The sequence below is a fragment of the Pseudarthrobacter sulfonivorans genome (assembly GCF_001484605.1).
GTDB lineage: Bacteria > Actinomycetota > Actinomycetes > Actinomycetales > Micrococcaceae > Arthrobacter > Arthrobacter sulfonivorans_A.
The window spans coordinates 1,161,147-1,184,909 of record NZ_CP013747.1 but is presented as its reverse complement, the minus strand read 5'-3'; the positions used below and the strand labels follow the sequence as shown (position 1 = coordinate 1,184,909).

The 23,763-nt window shown below is 57.8% G+C and carries 11 protein-coding genes; 10 read left to right on the top strand and 1 reads right to left on the bottom strand.

Going from position 1 to position 23,763, the window contains the following annotated elements:
• The first annotated feature begins 658 nt into the window (after positions 1-658).
• The 8 genes from AU252_RS05175 to AU252_RS05140 all read left to right on the top strand — a co-directional run bounded on the left by AU252_RS05175 (position 659) and on the right by AU252_RS05140 (position 15,797).
• A complete protein-coding gene (locus AU252_RS05175) occupies positions 659-829 on the top strand; it encodes a helix-turn-helix domain-containing protein (RefSeq protein WP_430929466.1) in 171 nt (56 codons plus the stop codon).
• 5 nt (positions 830-834) lie between these two features.
• Positions 835-1,446, top strand: a complete 612-nt coding sequence (locus tag AU252_RS05170; RefSeq protein ID WP_058929805.1) for a DUF1819 family protein — start codon at positions 835-837, stop codon at positions 1,444-1,446.
• Entirely contained in the window at positions 1,439-2,050 is a 612-nt protein-coding gene (locus AU252_RS05165; protein ID WP_058929804.1) for a DUF1788 domain-containing protein, read from the top strand. The genes AU252_RS05170 and AU252_RS05165 overlap by 8 nt, the downstream gene beginning before the upstream one ends.
• Positions 2,051-2,058: 8 nt before the next feature.
• Positions 2,059-5,580, top strand: coding sequence for a BREX system P-loop protein BrxC (gene brxC, locus AU252_RS05160; RefSeq protein WP_099093371.1), 3,522 nt, complete (start codon positions 2,059-2,061; stop codon positions 5,578-5,580).
• Positions 5,580-9,041 (top strand): BREX-1 system adenine-specific DNA-methyltransferase PglX, encoded by a 3,462-nt coding sequence (gene pglX, locus AU252_RS05155; RefSeq protein ID WP_058929802.1) that lies wholly within the window; start codon positions 5,580-5,582, stop codon positions 9,039-9,041. The genes brxC and pglX overlap by 1 nt, the downstream gene beginning before the upstream one ends.
• On the top strand, positions 9,034-11,517 hold the full coding sequence (gene pglZ / locus AU252_RS05150) for a BREX-1 system phosphatase PglZ type A (RefSeq protein ID WP_058929801.1): 2,484 nt from the start codon (positions 9,034-9,036) through the stop codon (positions 11,515-11,517). Before pglX ends, pglZ begins: the two co-directional genes overlap by 8 nt.
• A gap of 183 nt (positions 11,518-11,700) precedes the next feature.
• A complete protein-coding gene (gene brxL / locus AU252_RS05145) occupies positions 11,701-13,812 on the top strand; it encodes a BREX system Lon protease-like protein BrxL (protein WP_167349815.1) in 2,112 nt (703 codons plus the stop codon).
• 131 nt (positions 13,813-13,943) lie between these two features.
• Positions 13,944-15,797 (top strand): DUF262 domain-containing protein, encoded by a 1,854-nt coding sequence (locus AU252_RS05140; protein ID WP_058932759.1) that lies wholly within the window; start codon positions 13,944-13,946, stop codon positions 15,795-15,797.
• Positions 15,798-16,324: 527 nt separating this feature from the next.
• Here AU252_RS05140 and AU252_RS23770 read toward each other — a convergent pair.
• A complete protein-coding gene (locus tag AU252_RS23770; protein WP_157768932.1) occupies positions 16,325-16,714 on the bottom strand; it encodes an alkaline phosphatase D family protein in 390 nt (129 codons plus the stop codon).
• An 80-nt stretch (positions 16,715-16,794) separates the two neighbouring features.
• On the opposite strand from AU252_RS23770, the gene AU252_RS05130 reads away from it, so the two are divergent.
• Together AU252_RS05130 and AU252_RS05125 are read left to right on the top strand one after the other, a co-directional pair.
• On the top strand, positions 16,795-16,998 hold the full coding sequence (locus AU252_RS05130; protein WP_058929798.1) for a hypothetical protein: 204 nt from the start codon (positions 16,795-16,797) through the stop codon (positions 16,996-16,998).
• 65 nt (positions 16,999-17,063) lie between these two features.
• Positions 17,064-23,528 carry a DUF4011 domain-containing protein gene (locus tag AU252_RS05125; protein ID WP_346425617.1) on the top strand — a complete coding sequence of 2,155 codons (6,465 nt, stop codon included), beginning with the start codon at positions 17,064-17,066 and terminating at the stop codon, positions 23,526-23,528.
• Positions 23,529-23,763 lie beyond the last annotated feature (235 nt).

Genomic DNA, 23,763 nt, shown 5'->3' with positions numbered 1-23,763 from the left:
TCGGCGACGACGTCCGTGGACCTCAACCCGTGTTGTAGGTTAAGCCAAAAGATCAGATAGTCAGAAGGGGGAAGCATGGCAAAGGTGGTCCGGCCGAAGGGTAACAAGGGGCAATGTAAGGTCTGCCGCAAGATGTTGGCCCAGGTATCTCCCGGCGGAATGGCGACGAAGCACACTGATCGAAGGGGAGCTTTTTGCGACGGGGTTGGGAAACCAGTTATGGCTGTCGGGATATTGGAGTCGAAAAGCAACCGGACACGTCGCGAATCCGCCTCTGTTCGTACAAAAGGCAAGACCACAGGTCAGATAAAGTCATACGGACGAGCCATAGGCGTATTTCCGAAGGAACGGCCGCCCGTTTTGCCGAGCAGGAAAGCACACGATAATGCGGAGCTGCCGACCACCAGGATTATGCCCCAAAGCGGCGCGTATCTACTCAGCGACTCACCTCGCGAGGATCTCGAAACGGACATGGCATGGCGTCGTGTACGGCTCGGAACGTCGCAAGGCACCGGCCGGCGTCGTTGACGCTTCGCGCCACGGGATGAACCCCTGTTTCGGGACACCGAACTACCGACTAACCTGACCTCGTCCTATATGATCGGGCCTATGCCGCAAACAACCGAGTCACGTCCCATTGGCTGAGCCTTGGTCCTCGGTGGATGACGTTGCGGAGCACCTCGGCGTCAGCAAAGACACTGTTTATGCCTGGCTTTCCAGACGCGAGATGCCAGCTCACCGCGTCGGAAGGCTGTGGAAGTTCAAGCTCAGTGACGTTGATGCTTGGGTCATTGCCGGCGCGGCGGCCGAAGGCGGACCGTCGGATTGAGCACAGTGGAACGCTACAAACTCTCTTTCACAACGGGCGGACTCCTAGCTAACGAGTGCCGCGTCATCGCTGCAGAGTATCTGCGTATGGGTGACTGGCAAGAGGCCAGAGCTTCCGTGAGAGCGAACAACCTCATCCAAAAGCGCACGGCTTCCGCCGTCTTACGGATCAGCCGAGAGGCGATGGACCGTGCCAGTATGCTGAACGACTCGGAACTGGAGATCGTGGTCAGCGGCAACGCTCCCGAGCGCCAGCAGCTTGTTTGGCTGGCGATCTGCCTCCAGTACAGTTTTGTAGCCGAGTTCGCCGAAGAAGTAGTCAGGGAACGGTACCTGTCTATGAGCAGTCAGCTTGGACCTGATGCTCTTGACACTTTTTTCGTCAAGAAGTCGTTCTGGCATGGTGAACTCGAGGAACTGCGACCATCGACGAAGCACAAACTTCGCCAGAATTTGTTCCGGATGCTCCGAGAAGCGCACATACTGTCCGAGGTAGGCCTTATCCTTCCTCAAGTGATAGGAGAACGGGTCGCGGAAGCATTACGCAGACGCGGACCCGGATCGTTTTTGGTCTATCCCGTCACAGACTTCGAGATTGAAAGTTTGATGCATGCATAAGAAGGTCTCAGATTTGCCCCTCGCGAAACGCGAGGAACACCTGCTCAAGGCGCTCACAAGCCGCCGCTTCCTTGATAACAAGGTGCCCGGAAACGAAGTCCCTTTCTTTATTTGCCCCTTCGCGCCTGCTGAGGCCCTTGCAATGGAGCAAGTCCAGAAACGGCTCCAGAACCGTCTGAAAGTCGAGGGCATCGAGGTTCTCGAGATCAATCTCTACGACCTCACTGTGGAGATTCTCCGAGAACGAGAACTGTGGGACAGCGTTCTGGAGGCGGAGCCCCAGCACTCCAAGGATGAGTTCAGAGAACTGTTTCAGCAGATCTTCGATCCTGCACAGGAACTGGCGCCTCGAGTGAGGGAAAAGCTAGCGGCTCCGCACGACATCTTCTTCCTCACGGGGATTGGCGAGGTCTTCCCGTACATACGGTCCCATACGGTGCTGAATAATCTTCTGAGCATTTCCAAAGATAAGCCAATGCTTATGTTTTTCCCGGGCGAGTATCGCCAGTCAGCTTCTCAGGGGTCCTCGCTGGTCCTCTTCGGGCAGCTCACGGATGACCAGTATTACCGCGCGTTCAACATCTTCGATTACCACGTCAACTAGGGGGAACCATGATGCTACATGACATCTTTGCGAAGGATATTTCGCGAACGATTGAGGGCGTTGTCAAAGCCGACGACGAGTCCCAGATCGACACCGAAGTGAGTGAGTACGTTCTCACAAACGAGGCCAGCCAGCGCATGGAATCCCTTCTGGATGCCTATATCAACTATGCCGGCGCAAACGGCGCCTGGGTTTCCGGGTTCTTCGGATCCGGAAAGTCACACATGCTCAAGATGCTGGCACACTTACTGGGCGACGTCGACGGGCAGGAGGTTTCGCGGGACCAAGTAGTCGACAGTTTCATCGAAAAGACTGACGGCAACGCTATTCTTCGTGCGGCCATCGAAAAGTCCCGGCAAATCCCGGCCAAGAGCATCCTCTTCAACATCGACCAGAAGGCGACTTTACAGAGCAAGGACCAGCCGGACGCCCTGCTCAGCGTTTTCGTCAAAGTCTTCAATGAGTCCTGCGGGTTCTACGGACAGCTGGGCCACGTCGCGAAGTTCGAGCGGGACCTCGTCAAGGAGGAGCTCTTTGAGAGCTTCAAGGCCGCCTACAAGGAAATCTCCTCCAAGACGTGGGATGAGGGGCGCACTCTTGGCATTCTCCAGGAGGGCAACATCGCCAAGGCGTATGCGCGCGTGACAGGCCACGACGAGACAGCCCCCACTCAGATACTTTCCAAGTATCGGGCCGAGTACAGCATCTCAATCGAAGACTTTGCCAACGACGTCAAGGAATGGCTGGACGGCCAAGATGGCAACTACCACCTCAACTTCTTCGTCGATGAAGTTGGACAGTTCATTGCAGACAACACGAAGCTCATGCTGAATCTCCAGACCGTCGCAGAGACCCTCGCCACCAGATGCAATGGGCGCGCGTGGGTGTTGGTCACGTCCCAAGAGGACGTCGACGCGGTTATTGGCGACCGTACTAGCAAGCAGGGAAACGACTTCTCCAAAATCCAGGCGCGCTTCAAGAATCGCGTCAAGCTGACAAGCGCGGATGTGGAAGAAGTCATCCAGAAGCGCCTGCTAGACAAGACTGCCAGTGGATCAATCCAGCTGGGCGGTATCTACGCAGCAGAAGCCAACAACTTCAAAACACTTTTCGATTTTGCCGACGGATCACGTAAGTACCGTATCTTCCAGGACGAAGAACATTTCACGTCCAGCTACCCGTTCATTACGTACCAGTACACATTGTTCCAGGACGCTCTCAAGGGGCTCTCTGCCCACAACGCTTTCGAGGGAAACAACCTAGCCGTCGGTGCTCGTTCGATGCTCGGGGTTTTCCAGGACGTCATCCAGCAGCTGCAAGACACCCCTGTCGGCGAGCTCGCGACATTTGACCGCATGTTCGAGGGAATTCGACATTCCCTGAAATCACAGCTCCAGGGCGCCATCATTACCGCTGAGGATCACGTCAGCCAGCAGAATAAGTTCGCGGTCCAGGTGCTTAAAGCGCTCTTCCTGGTGAAGTACGTACCGGACTTCAAAGCCACGCCGCGAAATCTCACCATCCTCATGTACAGCCGCTTCGGCCTGAACATGGTCGACTTTTCCAACAAGGTGAAGGACGCGCTGAACCTCCTGGAGCAGCAAACATACATCCAGCTCAATGGCTCCACATATGAGTACCTGACAAGCGACGAGAAAGACATCGAGCAGGAGATCAAGTCGGTTGAACTTGACTCAACCAAGTTCGGGTCAGAGTTCGCAGGCTTCCTGACCGGTGACATCTTGAAGTCAGCCAAGGTGCGCTATGTGTCAAACGGCCAAGACTTCCCGTTCGGTGTTCGTCTTGACGACGGCCCGTATGGTCAGCAGAAGGAGCTAACTCTTCATTTCATCAGCCCAGAGTATGAGTACGCTGATTCGCTCGAGACCTTAAAAGCACACAGCTCTGGCAAGGATGAGCTCCGCGTAGTTATCGCCAACGACGGCCGCCTCATGGCAGATCTACGGCTGTATCTCAGGACTGAGAAGTACCTCAAACTGAAAAGCTCCAGCCAGCAATCCGACGCTGTGCGGCATATTTTGGAAGTCAAAGGGCGGCAGTTAGCAGAGCGGAGGAAGGAAGTGGTCGGTCGCCTTCGGAGTCTGATTGCAAAGGCGACCCTGGTAGCCAACGCCTCGGAGATCGCAGTTACCTCAGAGGACCCGGCAGTGAGGATTGACCTGGCATTCCAGGATCTCATTGCCCGAACTTACCCGATGCTGTCGATGCTGGGCAGCACGAAGTTCACTGACGACCAGATGCAGAAGAATCTTAAGGTCCTGGACGGCGCGCTCGAAAGCGATACTGCACAAATGCTCTCGGCAGGGGAACAGGAGATCCTGAATTGGGTCACTCTGCAGAATGCCCAGGCTGCCAAAGTAACTGTGAAGACAGTTGATGAACACTTCGTGCAGAAGCCTTACGGATGGTCGACCATTGCCATTCAGGTGCAGCTCGCAAGGTTGATAGGCCTTGGCAAAGTTGCCGTGAGCCGTGACGGCGTGAAGTTGGCACGCACGGAGGCCGGATCAGATCTGAAGAACACGGCCCGCTTTCCTGTCCTGGTTCTGACTGTTCCAGTTGCCTACCGGTCGGCGGATGTCCGCGCGCTGGCCGACTTCTACAAGGATTTCTTCCTCGAGCCACAGCCGACCGCCGACTCCTTGGAACTGGCCGCCGCCACCAAAGCCCGTTTGCAGTCCCTGCACGACAAACTCAAGTCGGATCAGGCAATGTTTCACTATCCGTTCATGGGCTCCCTTTCGGCCGCTGTTGAGTCGCTGGCCAAGGTGTGCGGTCACGCGGACGATTGGTACCTCACGTCATTCCGGGCCCACATGGATGAGCTGCAAGACGTCAAGTCAGATCTCGTTGACCCCATCGAAAGCTTCCTCAACGGACAGCAGAGGAAGATATACGACGACGGCGCCACGTTACTGAGGGGCGAGCAGGCAAATTTGGCGCAGATTGAGTCTGAGCTGCCCGGGATCATCGAGGGACTTCTAGATGATCCGATGATTTTCCGCGGTGGAAAGATACCCGCGCTAAACACGCAGCTCCAGCAGCTTCGCGTTGCGCTGGAAGTGGCCGTCGATGCAGCGCGCACGGCTGCCCAGGACGCTGTCGGAAAGGCGGCGTCGGCCGTCACTGCCAGTGACCATTTCCGGAAGGCGACAGATGAAGCGCAGGCCGCCGTGCTCAAACGCATTCAGAGCTTTAAAAGCGGGATAGCGACGGAGAAGCAGGTCGTTACGTTGAAGGGTAAAGCGAGCGCATTCCATGACGAAGTCAAGCCCGGGTTGTTCCAGATCTTGGCCCAAAGTCCTAAACAGCCGACCACTGAACCGCCGAGCGATCCGAACGGTGATCCGGAGCCCAAGAAGGTCGTCAAAATAGTGCCCTTTGGTTCACTTGAACTGGATTCGGATATCCAGCTCATCGAGACTGCCGACGACGTTGAGGACTTCGTGGATGCAATTCGCCGTGCTCTGAACGCCGAAATCTCTAGTGGAACCAAGGTGACTCCCTGATGGATTTGTCGTTGTTGCGTGGGTTTGCTGCTGGTGTTCGGGTTGAGTTGGTGGGTGTTGTTGCGGCGCGGTTGGCTGGGGTGTTGTTGCCTGGGTCGGTGGAGCGGGTGGAGTTTCCTGAGGCGGTGCGGCGTCTTGAGGGTGTGATTGCCCGGTCTGGCCGTGATGTGGTGGTGGATCAGGTGGCGTATACGTGGTTTAACCGTTTGGTGGCGTTGCGGTTTATGGACGTGAATGGTTATACGGGTGTGGGTGTGGTGTCTCCTGGTGGAGGTGCTGTGGCGGGGCAGCCGGAGGTGTTGGCGGATGCGAAGGCCGGCCATGTTGATGCCGGGGTGGTGGGGGAGAAGGTCCGGGACCGGGTGATTGGTCTGTTGTCGGGTTCTGTGGTGTCCCGTGATGGTCAGGGGGAGGCGTTTAAGCTTCTGCTGGCGGCGTATTGCAATCATTGGGCGGGTCCGATGCCGTTTATGTTTGAGCGGTCGGGGGATTTCACCGAGCTCCTGGTGCCCGATGATCTGCTCTCGGACCGGTCGATTGTGGCCCGGATCGTGCGGACGCTGACGCCGGAGGTCTGCTCGGATGTTGAGGTGATCGGGTGGCTGTACCAGTTCTATATTGCCGCGCGGAAGGATGAGGTCTTCGCCGGGTTCAAGAAGAACAAGAAGGCCACCGCGAAGGAGATCCCGGCCGCCACTCAGTTGTTTACGCCGCACTGGATTGTGAAGTATCTGGTGGAGAACTCTCTGGGCCGGTTGTGGCTGCTGAACAACCCACACTCGGAACTGGCCTCCCGGATGGAGTACTACATTGCGCCGGTGGAGCCTGAGACGGACTTCCTCAAGATCAGCGGTCCGGAGGAGTTGAAGGTCCTGGATCCGGCGTGCGGGTCCGGGCATATGCTCACGTATGCGTTTGATCTGTTGTTCCTGATGTATGAGGAGGCAGGTTACGCGCCCTCGGACATTCCGGGCCTGATTCTGAAGCAGAATTTGTTTGGTGCGGAGATTGATCCGCGGGCGGGTGCTTTGGCGGCGTTCGCATTGGTGATGAAGGCCCGTGCCCAGCAGAAGTCTTTCCTGAGCCCGGGGAAGGGCACGGAGCCGAATATTTGTGTGTTGCAGCCGGTCCGTTTCTCCGCGGATGAGCTGGAGACTTTGGTGACCCGGGGCGGGGACAAATCTGCGGAGACCGCGTTTTGGCAGGCGTTTGAGGATGCTGACACGTTCGGGTCGTTGATCCGCCCGAACCACGACCTCATCGCCCCGCTCACTGCGATTGTGGAGTCGCTGGGCGCGGCGGAGACTTTGTTCGGTGGGGATGTTCTGGACCGGGTCCGGACCGTGATCCGGCAGTCGGAGTATCTCTCGACCCGGTATCACGTGGTGGTCGCCAACCCGCCCTACATGGGCAATCGAAATATGAATTCGAAACTCTCCGATTTCGCTCTATCTGGCTATGAGGAATCCAAAGCCGACCTCTTCGCCATGTTCATCGAACGGGGTTTCGACTTTGTGAGTCCTTCCGGCTACTGCTCGATGGTGACAATGCAGAGCTGGATGTTCATCTCTTCCTATACCGGACTGCGGGAGAAGTTGTTGCGTGAACGGCATATCGAGTGCATGGTCCACATGGGGAACATGGTGATGGGCATTGCATTCGGAACCGCCGCGACAGTGTGGAGAGCCTCAGGAGCAGGTTCCCGAGCTGCCCAGTATGACTTCATTGAAGCCAAGGATCTAGAGGGCTCGAATCCCAGAGAGTTCCCAGTTGTTGGAGCCCGGCATGCCAGAATCCCGGCGAAGGCGTTCAGCGTTCTTCCCGGGACGCCAATTGCATACTGGTTAGAGGATTCAGAGTTCAGCCTATTTAAATTTGCTCGACAACTGGGCAGCGTAGCGCAGCCGCGCAAGGGCATGGACACAGGCCGTAACGAGCAATTCCTGCGGTTCTGGTTTGAAATCTCTTACGCGAAGCTGAGACTGGAACGGCGTGATACTGCACGCAAATGGGTTCCCTACAACAAGGGCGGAGCGCTAAGACGGTGGTACGGAAACCGTGAGTACGTTATCAACTGGGAAAATAGTGGTCACGAAATTAAAGCGCGATTAAGCCTGCCGGCGCAGAAGCCAACAATAAGGAATGAGAAGGACTTCTTTAGAGAGGGCTTTACGTATTCAACCGTTACGTCCTCATCCTTTTCCGCTCGCTGGACTCCGGATAACTCCATCTTTGATAACGGTGGATGTACCGTGTTTTCCGATGTGGGGCTGGGGGCGATTGGCGCTTTTCTTAATAGTAGTTTGGCCAAGCGCTATTTTGAGTTTCTCGCGCCAACTTTAAATTTTCAGCCGGGTGACATTTCCCGGTTGCCCATTGCCGAAGGACTCTTTGAGGTTCCTCTCGAATCGAGTCGCTGTGTGGCCATTGCCAAAGAGGACTGGGATACGTATGAGTCGTCATGGGATTTCGGCCGCAATCCACTGGTCATGTCCGGGGCTTCCGGTTCTCTACGTCAAGCATCCGAGATAACGCGACGCACACAATTGGATCGTGTATCAGAGCTGGCCCAGCTCGAACAACGAAATGACGCGATTCTGGGTTCGTTGTATGTTTCGGACAGCTCCTCCGCACCGGCGCCGCGCTCCCGGCCCGTGACGCTTTTTGCCAATCCTGAGTATCGATTTGGCGTTTCGAAGGATGACTCCTCGTACAAAAGGATGCAAAGTGCTGCCGACGCTGTAGATCTCGTATCCTATGCGGTGGGTTGTATGTTTGGACGTTACAGTCTCGATGTCCCGGGGCTGGTACTTGCCGACCAAGGTGACACCCTTGCACAGTATTTGGCGAAGGTGCCGTCGCCGTCGTTCATGCCCGATGAGGACAACGTGCTGCCTGTCCTGTCGGACGGCTGGTTTGGGGATGACATTGCCGAGCGGTTCCGGGCGTTCTTGAAGGTGTCCTTCGGGGACGAGCATTTCGAGGAGAACCTGCGGTTCATCGAGGATGCTCTAGGGAAGGATATCCGGAAGTATTTTGTGCAGGACTTCTACAAGGACCACGTCCAACGGTATAAGAAGCGTCCGATCTACTGGATGTTCTCCTCACCGAAGGGCTCGTTCAATGCCCTGATCTACATGCACCGGTACCGGCCCGACACGGTGAGCGTGGTGCTGAACGATTACCTGCATGAGTACCAGGCGAAGTTGCGGGCGCGACGGGCAAACCTGGATCAGGTAACGGTGTCGACTTTGTCGACGGTGAAGGAACAGACAGCTGCACGTAAGGAATCAGAGCAGATCGGCAAGACGCTGCTGGAGCTGGAGGAGTGGGAGCAGAGCGTGCTGTACCCACTGGCAACCGAGCAGGTTGCTATAGACCTAGACGATGGGGTCAAGGCCAACTACCCCAAATTCGGGACGGCACTGAAGAAGATTGTCGGGTTGGAAGCCAATGAGTGAGATTCATGAGCACCTGAGTGCGGCACTGAAGAAATCGCGCATTGTCGTATGGAACGATCCGGCTGGAGAGTTTCAAACGGACTTCGACACATTTGTTGAAGATGGCGTTGAAAAACGCGAGATCAAGAACGACGAGTTCGCGCGGAAGTTTGAAGCTCTTCGTGGAAATCCCGTGCCGCGCTATGTTCTGTATCGGACAGGTGCCGTGAAAGAAGGGATCGACAACTGGCTGTTCGACGTCGAACTTTTCTACGCAAAGTTCAGCGCCAACAAAGTTGACCTTGCCGCGGATGTCAGCGGTCTGCCGCCAGAGCTTAAATACTTGGTTCCTCAACATTCAGATTTCTTCGCCGACGACGCAAAACGGCTAAGCCTGAAGGCGATGCTCGCCCCAACGGATTCTGCGATCGATGTCAAAGCGAAGATGTTGGCGGTCTGTTGCGATGCTTCGGACCATCGGTTAGACGAGATCGTAGGGGTTCTGCTCGAGGCCTCCGCGAAGAACAAACATGCACCGATCAAGAAGATCAAGGACTGCGGCTTGACGGAGTTTTTGTTCCAGGGACTGCAGACGATCTACGGGTACAAGTCGGTTGAACCGAGTCTTGAGGACTTCGCGCTTTGGCTCTTCAAATCCACCTTGAACGGATTCGAACCGGAAGCGGGGCACCAGGCAAGGAACGCGCGGTTGTTCTTCAGCGCATGGAGCCACGATATTCGGCACTCCGAAGCGTTCACCGAACTGTCGGAGGGCGCTTCGAATACTCTCCAAGTTGAGAAGACGATCGACGGCACTGTATACACTGAATTGCTCGAAAACCTGGCTTTCGAAGTAGTGGACCAGAAGATCCTCTCAGTGACGTCCCGCTTAGCGGCCGACAAGGCCTTGACGAGCAAAGAGTTCGCGAACGTCTTGCGGCACCGACGTCGGTCACTGTGGTGGTCCGAGTACCAGGACGTCTATCTCGCTGTCGAAGCCGGCGTCGCTCTTCTTGAGGAGGTCGACGCATTCCAGGTCCAAATCAACTCTTTCGACGACGGTCTGACAAAGTACTCACAGACGTGGTGGCGGATCGACAGCCTCTATAGACGCTTCATCTACCGAGTGCGTAAGACCGAATTCGGCAAGCCGCTGGAGAAGCTCCGCGACATCGTCGAAAGTCACTACTCAAACAAGTTCCTGATTCCGCTGAACGACTCGTGGCAAGTGCGAGTGGATGCTCTGGAAGAGTGGCGGTCAGCGGTTGTTCCATCACAACGGGACTTCTTCGCGAAGTATGTACTGCCGCAGCTGGCCAAGAAGACCAAGGTCTGCGTCATCATTTCTGATGCCATGCGTTATGAGATTGCCGAGGAGCTCGGCTCCCGTATCCGCCAAGAAAACGGCTACGACGCCGTTCTCGAAGCGCAGTTGGGCGTTCTTCCAAGCTACACACAGCTAGGAATGGCATCCCTACTTCCGCACGCAAAGCTTGAGCAGCAGGCCGGCAATAATGCTCTGGTCCTACTGGACGGCGCACCATCCGGTGGCACTGAGAATCGGTCTAAGATCCTGTCACACGTCGCCGGCAAAGCCATCAAGTCGACGTCGTTCGTTGACCTGACTCGCGACCAGCAAAGGGAGCTTTTCAGGGACAACCAGGTGGTCTACATATACCACGACACTATTGACCACACCGGCGATAAATTGACTACAGAGACCTCGGCATTCCAAGCAGCGGAGCAGGCTTTGGTTGATCTTGTTTCGTTGGTCAAGAAGACGGCGGGCGCCAACGTCAGCAATATGCTGATCACGGCTGATCACGGGTTCATCTATCAGGACAAGGCCATCGACGCCAGCGACTTTCTGTCTGAGACCCCGCACGGCGATGAGTTCTATTTTGAGAATCGAAGATTTGTCCTTGGACGCAATCTGAAGGCTTTGCACGGCCTTCGGACGTTTACTTCGGCTCAGCTGGGTCTCGAGGGTGACATCGAAATCCAAATCCCCAAATCCATCAAGCGCCTGAAGCGTCAAGGGGCAGGTGCCCGCTTCGTGCACGGCGGCGCGTCGCTGCAGGAAGTTGTTGTACCCGTACTCCGGGTGAACAAGAAAAAGGCAGGAGACGTCTCTCTCGTCGACGTCGAAATCATGCAGGAGAAGGACTCGATCACAACCAACCAGGTAGTGGTCAATTTGTTCCAAAAGGAACCCGTTAGCGACAAAGTCCAGGCCCGGCAACTGAAGGTGGGCCTGTACTTCGGTGACCGGCTCATCTCCAATGAGGTGATCCATGATTTCGATTTGGCTAGCTTCGACAAACGCGAGCGGATGGTGTCTCTGCAGCTCGTTCTAAGTAAGGACGCCGACGACCTCATGAAGGAGAACGTCGAGCTCCGGCTCATGGCGAAGGCCCCTAAAACCACATACTGGGGAGTGTATGCATCGAAAACACTTAAGCTCAGCCGCTCCTTCACCAGCGACTTTGATTTCTAGGGGATAAGTAATGGATTTGTCGTTGTTGCGTGGGTTTGCTGCGGATGGGTTTGAGTTAGTGGGTGTTGTTGGTGCTCGGTTGGCTGGGGTGTTGCTGCCTGGGTCGGCACTGTACAAGGGGTTGACGGGGATCTGATGGACGTTGAGGCGGGCCTGGCGACAGACCGGGCAAAGGGGAATAGCGTGGAATCGCTCGACCAAAAGATAAACGGAGTCTTTGCTGGCTCTGTGGTGCGGAAAGACCTCGTCAAGACTGTCAAGGGCAACGCCATTGTCCCCTCGTATGTTTTGGAGTATCTGCTCGGCCAGTACTGCGCCACGGATGACGAGGCAACGATCCAGGGTGGTATCGGATCTGTGCGAAGGATCCTCGCCGACCACTACGTGCACCGCAACGAATCCGAGCTCGTGCGCTCGACTATCCGCGAACGCGGGCGCCACAAAGTGATTGACAAGATCAGCGTCACGCTCAACGACAAAGACGATGTCTATGAAGCCAGTTTCTCGAACCTCAAGCTGAGCAAGGTGCTTGTCGATGCGGGGACGGTAAAGCAACACCCCAAACTGCTGGTCAGCGGGGTATGGTGCTTGGCTGACGTTGAGTACGAGCACTCGCCTGACAAGGGCCAAAGCCCGTGGATACTGGCGTCCCTCAAACCAATTCAGCTCTCCAGTTTTGACCTGGACGCGTATTTGTCGAATCGGGCTGAGTTCACCACTAGCGACTGGATTGACTTGCTCATCCAGTCGATCGGCTTCAATCCGGAGATGTTCGACCGCCGCGCCAAACTCATCCAGCTGATTCGGCTCATTCCCTACTGCGAACGTAACTTCAACCTGGTGGAGTTGGGCCCAAAAGGCACCGGCAAATCCCATATCTATTCGGAGTTCTCGCCGCACGGGATGCTGATCTCCGGTGGTGAAATCACGGTCCCGAAGCTCTTCGTGAACAACGCCAACGGGCGGCTGGGACTCGTCGGCTACTGGGACGCCGTGGCATTCGATGAGTTTGCAGGCAAGACGAAGAAGTCGGACAAAGCACTCGTCGACATCATGAAGAACTACATGGCGAACAAGACGTTCTCCCGGGGCGTGGAGACACTCGGTGCGGAGGCCTCGATGGTCTTCGTGGGCAACACCCAGCACACGGTTCCCCATATGCTGAAGCACTCGGACCTCTTCGACGAGCTGCCTCCGTCGTACCACGACGCTGCCTTCCTCGACCGGTTGCACCACTACATTCCGGGTTGGGAAGTCGACATCATCCGGGGCGAGATGTTCTCCGACGGATATGGGTTTGTGGTCGATTACATCGCCGAGATCTTGAAATCGCAGCGGGTCCATGACTACTCCGACCGCTACACGGAGTTTTTCAGCCTCTCGACGGATATTTCTACCCGCGACCGCGACGGGATTCATAAGACCTTCTCGGGGCTTATGAAAATCTTGTACCCCCACGGTGTTGCAAGCGTAGACGAAATCGAAGAAATACTGCGCCTGGCAATTGAGGGCAGGAAGCGAATCAAGGACCAGATCCTACGAATCGACAAAACGATGTCGGCCGTGAAGTTCGGCTACGAGACACTCGACGGCGAGTGGCGGGGCGTCGCGACGGCCGAGGAACTTCAGTACCCCAGTATCTACAACCGGATGGGCGGCGTGCCCGTGTCTGATGGTGGCAATACTCAGCAAGGCGCCCTTGGGACAGACAACGGCGGAAGCCCGTCGACTTCCCTTACCCCATCTGAGCAGGAAGCTGTGTCGGGTGGCTCGCGGCCGTCGTCGCAACCGTTGGGGCAGACCCTAACGTTCCAAAACGGCGAAACTGGCGCGAGCTACGAGAGGATATTCGGCCCCTATCTGGACGGCGCGACGAGCGTCATCTTGGAAGATCCGTACCTCCGTACCCCGCACCAAATGCGCAACCTCGTCGACTTTATCGCCACTTGGGCGCGGCGGATCCAACCAGGCGATGAAGTAAAGCTCTTCGTAAAGACAGTGCAGGATGACGACCCCGGCTATGCCCAGAGACAGCTCGGAGATCTCGTGCAGATCAAGGGATCGGTCGAGGCCGCTGGGATAAAGATGGACGTGCAGCTTCTGGAGCCGGCGGAGCTACACGACCGTTGGGTCAGGACTGACACGGGATGGGACATTTCGCTCGGGCGCGGGCTGGACATGTTCGAGAGGTCGGAGAAGCTGCTTTATCTCGGGCAGAGTTTGCAAGAGTTCCGCAAGGTCAAATCGTTCAATGTGATTTATCAACGATCGTCTCAGCAGGCAGCGGCTACTTAGCTTGTGTGTCGGCGCGTCGCAGGCTTGCCTCCACTTTACATCTCTCTCGTGTGGCTATGTTTACACCAATGCCTCATGAACATGGCGTCCGATCTCAAAGGCCGGACTTCTGAAGTCGAAAGAGAATGTCCTTGGAAATACAGCCGGAGAAGCAAAACCTTGACCAGACATTTTCAAATACGGTCTATCACATCGACTTTTATCAGCGAAGCTACAAATGGGACGAAGAGCCCGTCCAGCGACTCTTCGATGACATCTTGTACGAGTTCGAGGAGTCTTGGAAGAAGAACCCAGATCTCGATCCAAACCGGGCGAACATCGACGCCAATTATCCTTGGTACTACCTCAATACCTACGTCACCAATACTGTGGAGGGCCGCGTCTTTGTTGTGGATGGTCAGCAGAGGCTGACCACGCTAACGCTGACGCTCATCAAGTTGGCCCATATGGCGCAAAACTTCAATTCTCCGACGGGCCCTTGGCTGGAGAGTCGGATTGCGGGCTACTCGGGCATGGAGCGGTCGTTCTGGATGAACCACGAAGGACACATCGACGTCCTCAGGGCGCTACTCCAAGGAGACGATCCCTCGACCATAGATGTCGCATCCGGGGTCACGGCAGAGAATCTCGTCGCCAACTTCCAGACCATCAGTCATATTCTCGATGCCAAGATTCAGGGCCAGCGCAAGTTCGAGGTGTTTGTTCATTACTTTCTATACCGCCTCGTCTTGATCAACTTGTCTGTAGACACGACGCACGTCCCAATGGTGTTCGAGGTAATCAATGACCGCGGGGTCCGCCTCAAACCCCATGAGATTCTTAAGGGCAAGCTCCTTGGACAGATCGACAAACGCGAGCTCGCAGCAGGGAGATACAACGAGCTGTGGGATGAACAGGTTGAGCGGCTCAACCGCTTCGGACCTGACACTATTGACAGCTTCTTCCGGTCTTGGCTCAAGGCAAAGTTTGCCGCCAGCAGAGGTTTGGGCGTGCGCTTTGACGGAGACTATCACCGCGAGATCTTCAAGAGGGACCTGAATGACCTCTTGAATTTGGACCATAACGCCCTCGCCGTTAAAAAGTTTATAGCGGGCGAGTTTCAGTACTTCTCGTCGCTTTATAACAAGGTCTTAGCCTTCGCTGGCGAAGAGACCTCGCGGTTCCCGGCCGTCTTCTTCAACGGCAGGCTTACAGATATGAACACGCAGATGCAGCTGATCATGTCCGCCTGCGTAGTGAATGATCCTGAGGAAGACGAGAAGATCGCCTTGGTGTCTGAGGGGCTCGATAGGGCCTTCTCTCTGTTGCGGCTGCAGGGCCAGTACGACTCCAACGAGTTCGTGGGGCGAATCTACGAGATGAGTGCAGTCATCAGGGAGCAGCCTGCAGACAAGATTCGGGACCTCTTAGATCAGCAGCTTCTCGCAGAGCTTGAAGAGCGCAGGAAGACAGGTGCGACTGAGCTGTTCAGCTACCAGCTCTTCCGCCCCATGACAGTGGATAGGCTAACCAGCCGCTTCGCACGCTACTTCTTTGGAAGGGTGGAGCGCTACATGGCGCAGGGCATGGGGCGGGAAATGAAGCATTCTATATACGACCTCGTCGCGAGGACGGGAACCCGCAACGGTTTTCATATCGAGCACGTGCTGTCTTATAACGACGTAAATTTAGGGCACTTCGACGGGAATGAAGAGCTTTTCGAGGTCGAAAGGAATCGGTTGGGAGCCGTCCTTCTGCTCCGGGGGCGCGACAACATTTCCAGCAGTAACGAGCCTTATGACGAAAAGCTAAGATCTTACGCGAATACGCTCTATTGGAATGAGACTCTTCGCGAGGACACGTACAAGAGCAAGTTGGATTTCCTCGATTTCACCCGCCGTGAAAGTCTTAATTTCCGTCCACTCGAGACTTTCGGGCTGGACGAGGTCGAAGCACGGCACCGGTTGCTCTTCGAAGTTAGTAAGAGGATCTGGGATGTGGTCTAGAATCGGGACTCGACCGTGGACTTAGATTTCGTTGCAGGCCTGAGCAGCCAGGCCTGGGCCAACTTACTCCAGGCCGTAGCTGTCCTCGTTACGCTCGTCGGCGTCGGTGTAGCGCTCGTCAACGGCGGTAAGGATCGGAAATCCGCCATGAGGCTCGCGGCCTCAGATAGGTATGCCACCGATGAACGAGCCGCGGACGACAGGCGCGCCGCGGATAGCCGGGCAGAGGCCGATAGACGGCACGCTCGAGAGCAGTTACAGCAGCAACTCCTCGTTCAACAAGCTTTGCGCTTGATGCAGCTAGTTCATGAGGGGAGACCAGATAACCCCAGCCTCCAAACGGCCTGGCAAGTCGAAATTTACAGCCTCCTTAACGTAATTGGTGAACGGGAGCTGCCACTAATGTGGCACAGGTTCATGGTCCAAGGCGCCCCGTCTACGGGCGATGATGCATCCAAACGCGAGGTGGCTGACTTCGTCCAACAACTCGGACGGGAAATGAACTGCCGCTCGTGCTACCACAATCATTAGCAGTTTCGCCCCAATCGAAGGAAGGGACTAACTGTCGATTGACATGCACACGGGGCGCGCACGGGGGTCGTGGCGGAGTCCATACCGGAAGCCGTCGGTGGGCGCTCTGTAGTGTTTTGGTTTCCAAGGTAGCTGCGATCCTCGTTTAGAGAAATCAGATTCGGGGTCCAGACCACGGTGGAGCCGATACTGTTGCCGTGGAGGTGGTCGAGGTGCAGACCAATTCGTAACTGACCAGGGAGGCGGGATGCGTTAGTCCACCTGACGTCGTTTGCCCAATTGCGGTCGACGTCTCCGGCGAGGACCACGGCGTCGCGGACGTTGGCGTCCACGAAGCCCTGGATGATGCGGCGGCGGAAGGAGGCGCATCCGTCCCAGCTGTCCACTGAAACGTCGTCGATCTCGGACGCGCCACTCCGTTCTTTTCGGCGATGAAGACCTGCCGGCCCGGGATGGTCCGCGCTGAGTGGAGTTCTTGGATCCGTCCAGTAACCGCTTCTCCTGCTTTGGCGCCGGCGAAGGGGCGATCGCCAACGCGGCGTTCGGTGACGTTTTTCTTCCAGCCGTCTTTGGCGACGACGAGGCGCAACCCCAATGCGGACGGCCGTCGACGTTTTGGCTCGGAGCGCCGCTCAAGATTGTCGGTGCCTTCCTTTATCCTTCAAACTGACTACTTGGGCCCGCCGTTTCCGAGGTTGGGGGATATCACAGGGCACACTACTCTGAGCTGAGTTGATGGTCGGCAATCGCCGAAGATGGGGGAACACAATGAGGCATTCCAACCGTGAGTACGTCGGCCGTGCTCTGGACACCTTGACGGCCAGTCTGGGCTCATATATTGAGTCCGTCTTGGTACCACTGGCGCCGGGCGTGGCCTGGCCAAAGATTCTGGAGCACAAGGATGCCAACGCGGGTAGAACTGCGAATAATTACTCAGCCCAGGATTTGAGCGTCCAGCTCCGGACGATGACAGAGGCTTTGGGATCGCTCGGTTATCCATTCAATCTCGCCCACGACGCGCGCAGCTACACATCCGAGCTCCGCCAGACCCGTAATCTCTGGGCCCATAACGAGGACTTCGATGATGCAGACACGTATCGCGCGCTGGATACCGCTGGGCGGCTAGCCAAGCACTTGGAACTAACTGGGGCGGCTCAAGACCTTGGCGCTCTCCTCGACGAATTCAAGACGCGTGGAGAAGTCGTCGTAGTCCTCGAAGCCCCAGAGGCGAACGTTGGAAGCGAAGTAGATCAGCCCATCGGCCAACCCGACGCAGACAACCACAAGCTCCTGCAGCATGCCGTCAGCGTCGAGATCACGGCGGCGGAGTCTCTGAGCTACGCCATGGTGCACAACGGCTTCAAGTTCGTGCGGCAGATCAGGATCACCAACCCGGGTGTTGAGATCCGCGGTGCCGTCGTCCGCGTCGAGGTTCATTCCAGCGCGGGCAAGATTTCAGAAGACTTCCAGCAGTACGTCGATCTTGCTGCGGGCCAGGCGATGGTCCTGGACGATGTCGATGTGCACGTGTCTGCCACGACCATGTATGAGCTCAACGACAAGCAGCCAGGGCGCGTCCTGGTAACGATCGAGTCAGCAGTCGCCGGAGCGCAGGCCGCCGAAATCGGCAGGGCCGAAGTGAGTCTGCAGCTCCTCCCTGCCCAGCTCTGGATCGCAGGCAAAGGACTCGTCTCCTACGAATTCCTGGCAGCTTTCGTCCAGCCACACCATCCTGCCATTGCTGAGCTTGTCTCCGAAGCAGCCGATGCCCTGGGAAAAGCCACAGGCCGGAGCAGCTTGGACGGCTACACAGAAGGTGCAGAGCGCGTGGACGAAATCGTCTTCGCTCTGGCCCAGGCAGCGAGCAACCGCGATATCCGATACAGCATGCCACCCACAAGCTGGGGCGTGGAGGGCCAACAGGTCCGTACACCGGCCCAGGTTCTTGAGGGACGCTTGGGTACTTGCCTCGACACCACTGTGGTGATGGCGGCAGCGCTGGAGTTCTGCGGAATCGCGCCGCTCTTGTGGCTGGTGGACGGTCACGCGTTCCTCGGATACTGGCGCGAAGAAATGACTCTGCCGACGGCCGCGTCGGAGGACGCCCTCGAACTCGTGAGTCTCGTCCAACGAGGCTTCATTGGCTTGGCCGAGACCACCCTGCTCACCGGAAGTCAGCCGATCACACCGGCCTCATTGAGGAGCGGCCCCGAATCCGAGTACATCGAAACGGGTCATGAGAAGATCCAAGCCGTCACCGATGTCCGGCGGGCGCGGTCGGACGGCATCTACCCACTGCCGGCTCGGACAAACAACGAGACCGGATCGCCCGTAGTCACCAACTACGTCCCGGAAGCCAAAGCGGCACCAGTAGCACCCGAAAAACACGGCCGGGGAGCGGCGCCCGGCCGGTCGACGTCGAGCATTCCGCCCCGGGTAACCCAGTGGAAGAACGCACTCCTGGATCTCAGCCTCCGCAACCGGCTGATCAACTTCACGGACACAGCCCGATTCCCGCTCGCAGTTCCCAGCTCGTGGATGGGCCGGTTTGAGGATCTCGTAAACAACGGCACTCCCATCAGCCTTCTTCCGTCAAACCAGCTGAGCGCCATTCACCAGGAACGGGGTATCCGGTTCGGCAGGGATCTCCCTCAGGACGAGCTGATAAGCCTTCTGAGTTCGAAGAAGGCCGTGTTTGCCGAGGTGACTGAGGACGCCTACAACGCCAAGATGCGGGGCCTGGCGTACAAAGCCAAAACCCAGCTGGAGGAGACCGGCGCCAACAACCTTTACCTGGCCTTGGGAAGCCTTCTCTGGGAACTCGATGGCCGCACCCTGCGCTCGCCGCTGGTGCTGGTACCCGTGAACCTGACCTCGGCCGGCAGGCAGGGCCTCTATCGGGTCACCCTTGACGAGACGGGTCAGTCAACGCCGAATTACTGCCTGCTGGAGAAGCTGTCCCAAGCGCATGGGCTCAAGGTTCCCGGGCTGGCCGAACCGGCAGAAGACGGCTCCGGTATTGACCTCGACGCCGCTTTCCACGCCGTCAGGGAAGCCGTCTCCGCCAAGGGCCTCGCTTTCCGGGTGGAGAACACGGCTGACCTGTCCATGCTGCAGTTCGCAAAGTTCCGGCTCTGGAAAGACCTGGACGAGAGCTGGGACGAGTTCGGGAAGAACCGCCTCGTGGACCACCTCATCAGCAGCCCTACCGAGCTCTTCCAGGATCCCGTGAAAGCAGCTGAGGAGCCTGACCTCGACGCGCTCGCCGCGACATGCCCGATTCCCGCGGACTCATCCCAGCTGCAGGCCGTCGCCTCCGCCGTCGCCGGCCAGACGTTCGTGCTCGAAGGACCTCCTGGGACAGGCAAGTCCCAGACCATCACCAACCTGCTGACGCGGGCCATCGTCGAAGGCAAACGGGTCCTCTTCGTTGCAGAAAAACGGGCCGCCCTGGATGTCGTCCAGAAGCGCCTCGAAGAGGTGGGCATGGGTCCCTTCTCCCTTGACTTGCATGACAAGGGAAGCAAACCGGCCATGGTACGCGCCCAGATCAAGCATGCGTTGGAACTTAGCCTCAGTTCGGATCAGCAGCGGCTAGATACTGCCTCCACCGATCTTGCTGCTGCACGCAGGGGACTCGTTCGCTACGCAAGCCACCTCCATGAGGAAAACGGCGCCCAACTGTCGCTGTACAGCGCCCGTACCAAGGCACTGACATTCGATCCAACCGACCCGGTGCTCCCGCTGAGTACGGAGTTCACCTCCACCGCTACTGACACGGTCCTCGAACCGGTTCGTGCGCTGCTCCGTGAGCTACCTGAATTCACCGACCGCGCTCGGCCAGCGAAGAACCATCCGTGGCGCTTCATCGTGACTGCACCCGATGAAGTTGAGACCCTACGGATTACGGGCGCGGGGCGCCGTATTGATGCAGCCCTCGATGCCGTCCGCTCAGTTGATGAACTTCCTGCAGTTGTGGCGTCGGCGACGTCCTCCGCCGAGCTTCGCGTTCTTGCTGCCCTGCTTGAAGACCGCAGCGTCCCGGTGGGAACCCTAGACGACGTTAGGTCCGGTCAGTGGTCAGCGGGGGCGCAGCACCTTGAAAACTTGGTGGCAGCGTTCGCCGCTGTGAATCATCCAGGATTGGACAAAGTTCGGCCGGAAGCCATGGACTTGCCGCTTCCGGAGATTCTCGGACACGCGGAGCAGGCGGCGGCCAGCGGCTTCTTCGGGCGCAAGAAGAGGCTGCTTGCGGTGGCCGCCGAGCTCGACGCCGTCATGCACCCGGGTGCCGAGATCCGGCCCAAGGACCTTGTACCGCTGCTGCGGAATCTCGCAAATACTCAGCATCAGATCCGTGGTCTCCAAACCGAGGCTCATGGCATCCCTGGTGTGGCTGTCCCGGAGGGCTGGAACCCTCTGACTGAGCCTGCCAAGGAGGCTCTCAACCGCAGGCTCGGCTGGCTGCGGTGGGCGGCGCAGGCTGTCCAGCCAAGCGCCGGCAATGAGGCTCCCTTTCAGGCCCGACTGCGTGCGTTCCTCGAAACCGGCCGACCCGTGCATGAAAACGTGATCGCGTGGCTGTACGAGCTGGCCGCTTCGTGGGATGCCCTTACGGAGATTCCTGCCGTTGACGCCGCTGAGCTGCACCGGTGGACAGGAACCACTCCATTCTTGGAAGTCTGGGCCAGTACTCGTGCCGCCCGTGCCCTCGATGCCACAGGATCCCGCAGCCTGGAGCGTTGGCTTGAGCTGCTGCGCCACGTGGAGCCGCTGCGCTCCAGGGGCCTCCCGGACGTCCGGTCGTCGATACTAGATGGCGAACTCGAAGCCGACGATGCGGCAACGGCCTTTGAGCGCGGACTCGCCGAGAGCTCTCTCGAAGAACGGAAGCTGGCAACCGGACTGCAGGATTTCGACGCCAGTTCCCACGAGCGCACTATCGACCGCTTCACGACCCGAGCCACGCTGGTACGGGACCTCCTGAAGCGCAACCTGGCAGCCGGCGTCGTAAATTCCCGGCGCGTCTCCTCGTCCTCGACCTCAGGCCGCATGGGGGAGCTGCAGCGCCAGTTGACCAGGCAACGCGGTGGCCTCACCGTCCGCAAGCTGATGGAGAGCTATGCCGACCTGATCACACAGATCATGCCTTGCACGCTCGTGAGCCCTGATTCGGTGGCGCGGTTCTTCCCGGCCCGATCGGATCTCTTCGACATCGTGGTGTTTGACGAGGCCTCACAGATCCGTGTGGCAGATGCTGTGGGTGCCATGGGGCGCGGCGCGTCAGTGGTAGTGGTCGGCGACAGCAAGCAGATGCCGCCTACGTCGTTTGCTGAATCGTCCAGCGATTCCTTGGACGATGTGGAGAGCGAGATCACCGCCGTCGAGGACATGGAGTCGATTCTCTCGGAGTGTGTCGAGGCGCGGGTGCCCCGGCAGTGGCTTTCCTGGCACTATCGCAGCCAGGATGAATCCCTGATCGCGTTCAGTAATCAGCAGTACTACGACAGCAAGCTCTCCTCATTCCCTGGCCCGTCGCATGGGGCTCCCAACCCGGGCCTCCATGGTCACGGCGTGAACTTCGTGCGGGTCAACGGCCAGTTCCATCGCTCGGGTCCCTCCAAAGTGCTTCGGACTAACCCTGTGGAGGCGGCCGCCGTCGTGAAGGAGGTCCGCAAGCACTTCAACGGCGCCAGTGACTCGCCGTCGGTTGGCGTAGTCACGTTCAACTTGCAGCAGCGGGCGTTGATTGAGGGCCTGCTCCGAGATACCGACGACGCACGAATTATTAAAGCCCTCGATGACGACCCCGAAGGACTGTTCGTCAAAAACCTGGAAAACGTCCAAGGTGACGAACGCGACGTCATCCTCTTCTCGACGGGCTTCAGCAAGAACGACAAAGGCTACCTGCCGCTGAACTTTGGACCGCTGAACCGGGCCGGGGGAGAGCGGCGGCTCAACGTTGCCGTGACACGTGCACGCCGGCAGGTGATTGTGTTCTCCAGCTTCAGCCCTTCCGAGCTGCGGGCCGAGGAAACTAGTTCAGTGGGCATCAAGCACCTACGCTCCTATCTTGATCTGGCCGAGCAGGGGACGGGCGCTTTGCCCTATGACGGACGCCGGAGCCCTGCGGTGGACCTTCACCGGGAAGAGATCGCGGACGCACTAAGGGACCGCGGCTTTGTGGTTGCCACTGACGTGGGATTGTCCGACTTCAAGGTGGACATCAGTCTGGCCACGCAGGACGCGCCTGGCAGCCCACTGATGGCTGTGCTTCTAGACAGCCCTGCGTGGGCCGCACGGCGAACGGCCGGAGACCGGGATGGCCTGCCCGGCGATGTCCTGACCCGTATGATGCGCTGGCCGGCTGTTGAGCGGGTTTGGCTGCCGGCGTGGATCAGCGACAAGGACGCGGTGCTGGACAAGCTGGAGGTTGCGTTCACGAAGGCAGCCGAGTCCTCCTCCAGCAACGCATTCGAACTTGAATCTGATAGGGACGAAGCACTTACGGCTGAAGAGGTTCCGGATGTCCCGGTTCCGTCGCAGTCTGAAAGAGCTCTGCAGGACTACATTGCCGCTAGCGGTGGACTGCTTCTGAAGGCGCACGAGGGGCACCGGAAGCCGGATGATATCGCTGCGGAACTTACGCGTGCAGGCTACAAGCCCTGGGTCGTATTGAACTTCGGAACGATAGACGTGTTGGACAATTTGAAGTCTCGAAGGTCGGTCGCAGCCGTCCGCGAAGCCATGCAGTCAATTGTCGAGGCCGAGGGGCCGATCCATGTTGAACGTCTCGCGAAGCTGACATGCGCCGCGTTCAATCTCAACAAGGTGAACGCGCAGCGGATGAACTCGGTACTGCAACTGCTTGACCGGAGCGCGCATCAACGGGACGCAGACGGGTTCGTCTGGGACGCGACAATCGACAGAACTGCGTGGGAAGAATTCCGGCCCAATGGGCCTGACATGGCTCGCAAGCCCGAGCACATAAGCGTTGTTGAGATCCGCAATGCCATGGTCGAAATTGTCCGGCTCTCCGGCGGCATCTCCGTCGACGAACTCCACCGTGACACGATCCGCGGCTTCGGAGGCAAGCGGCTGACGGCGGGCGTCACTGCTCGGCTGAACGAAGGCCTGCAGTATGGAGTGGACACAGAACGCCTTGAATTGCGTGGCGAGTTGGTGCACCTTGCTGGGTAGCTCAAGCGAGCCGCATTGGCTTTCTCATTTCGGACGAAAGTAGAGGCCGATGGGCTGGCGGGCATCAGGCGTTGCAATTGCTTGGGTTGCCTTCTGTATTGCCTTTGAGCAACCTCTGCTAGCCGTTGCCTTGGCATGTTTGGCCGGTTGGCTCTTCGGACGCGGACGGGAACAGGCGATGCCTGCGCCCCAAAAAGATGCTACCGATGCCAGTACGCCCTACGGATTGACGCCG

Excerpts from the sequence above, each read along its gene's own strand:
- AU252_RS05165 (WP_058929804.1), top strand. The coding sequence starts at position 1,439 with ATGCATAAGAAGGTCTCAGATTTGCCCCTCGCGAAACGCGAGGAACAC.
- brxC (WP_099093371.1), top strand. The coding sequence starts at position 2,059 with ATGATGCTACATGACATCTTTGCGAAGGATATTTCGCGAACGATTGAG.
- pglX (WP_058929802.1), top strand. The coding sequence starts at position 5,580 with ATGGATTTGTCGTTGTTGCGTGGGTTTGCTGCTGGTGTTCGGGTTGAG.
- pglZ (WP_058929801.1), top strand. The coding sequence starts at position 9,034 with ATGAGTGAGATTCATGAGCACCTGAGTGCGGCACTGAAGAAATCGCGC.
- AU252_RS05125 (WP_346425617.1), top strand. The coding sequence starts at position 17,064 with ATGGTCGGCAATCGCCGAAGATGGGGGAACACAATGAGGCATTCCAAC.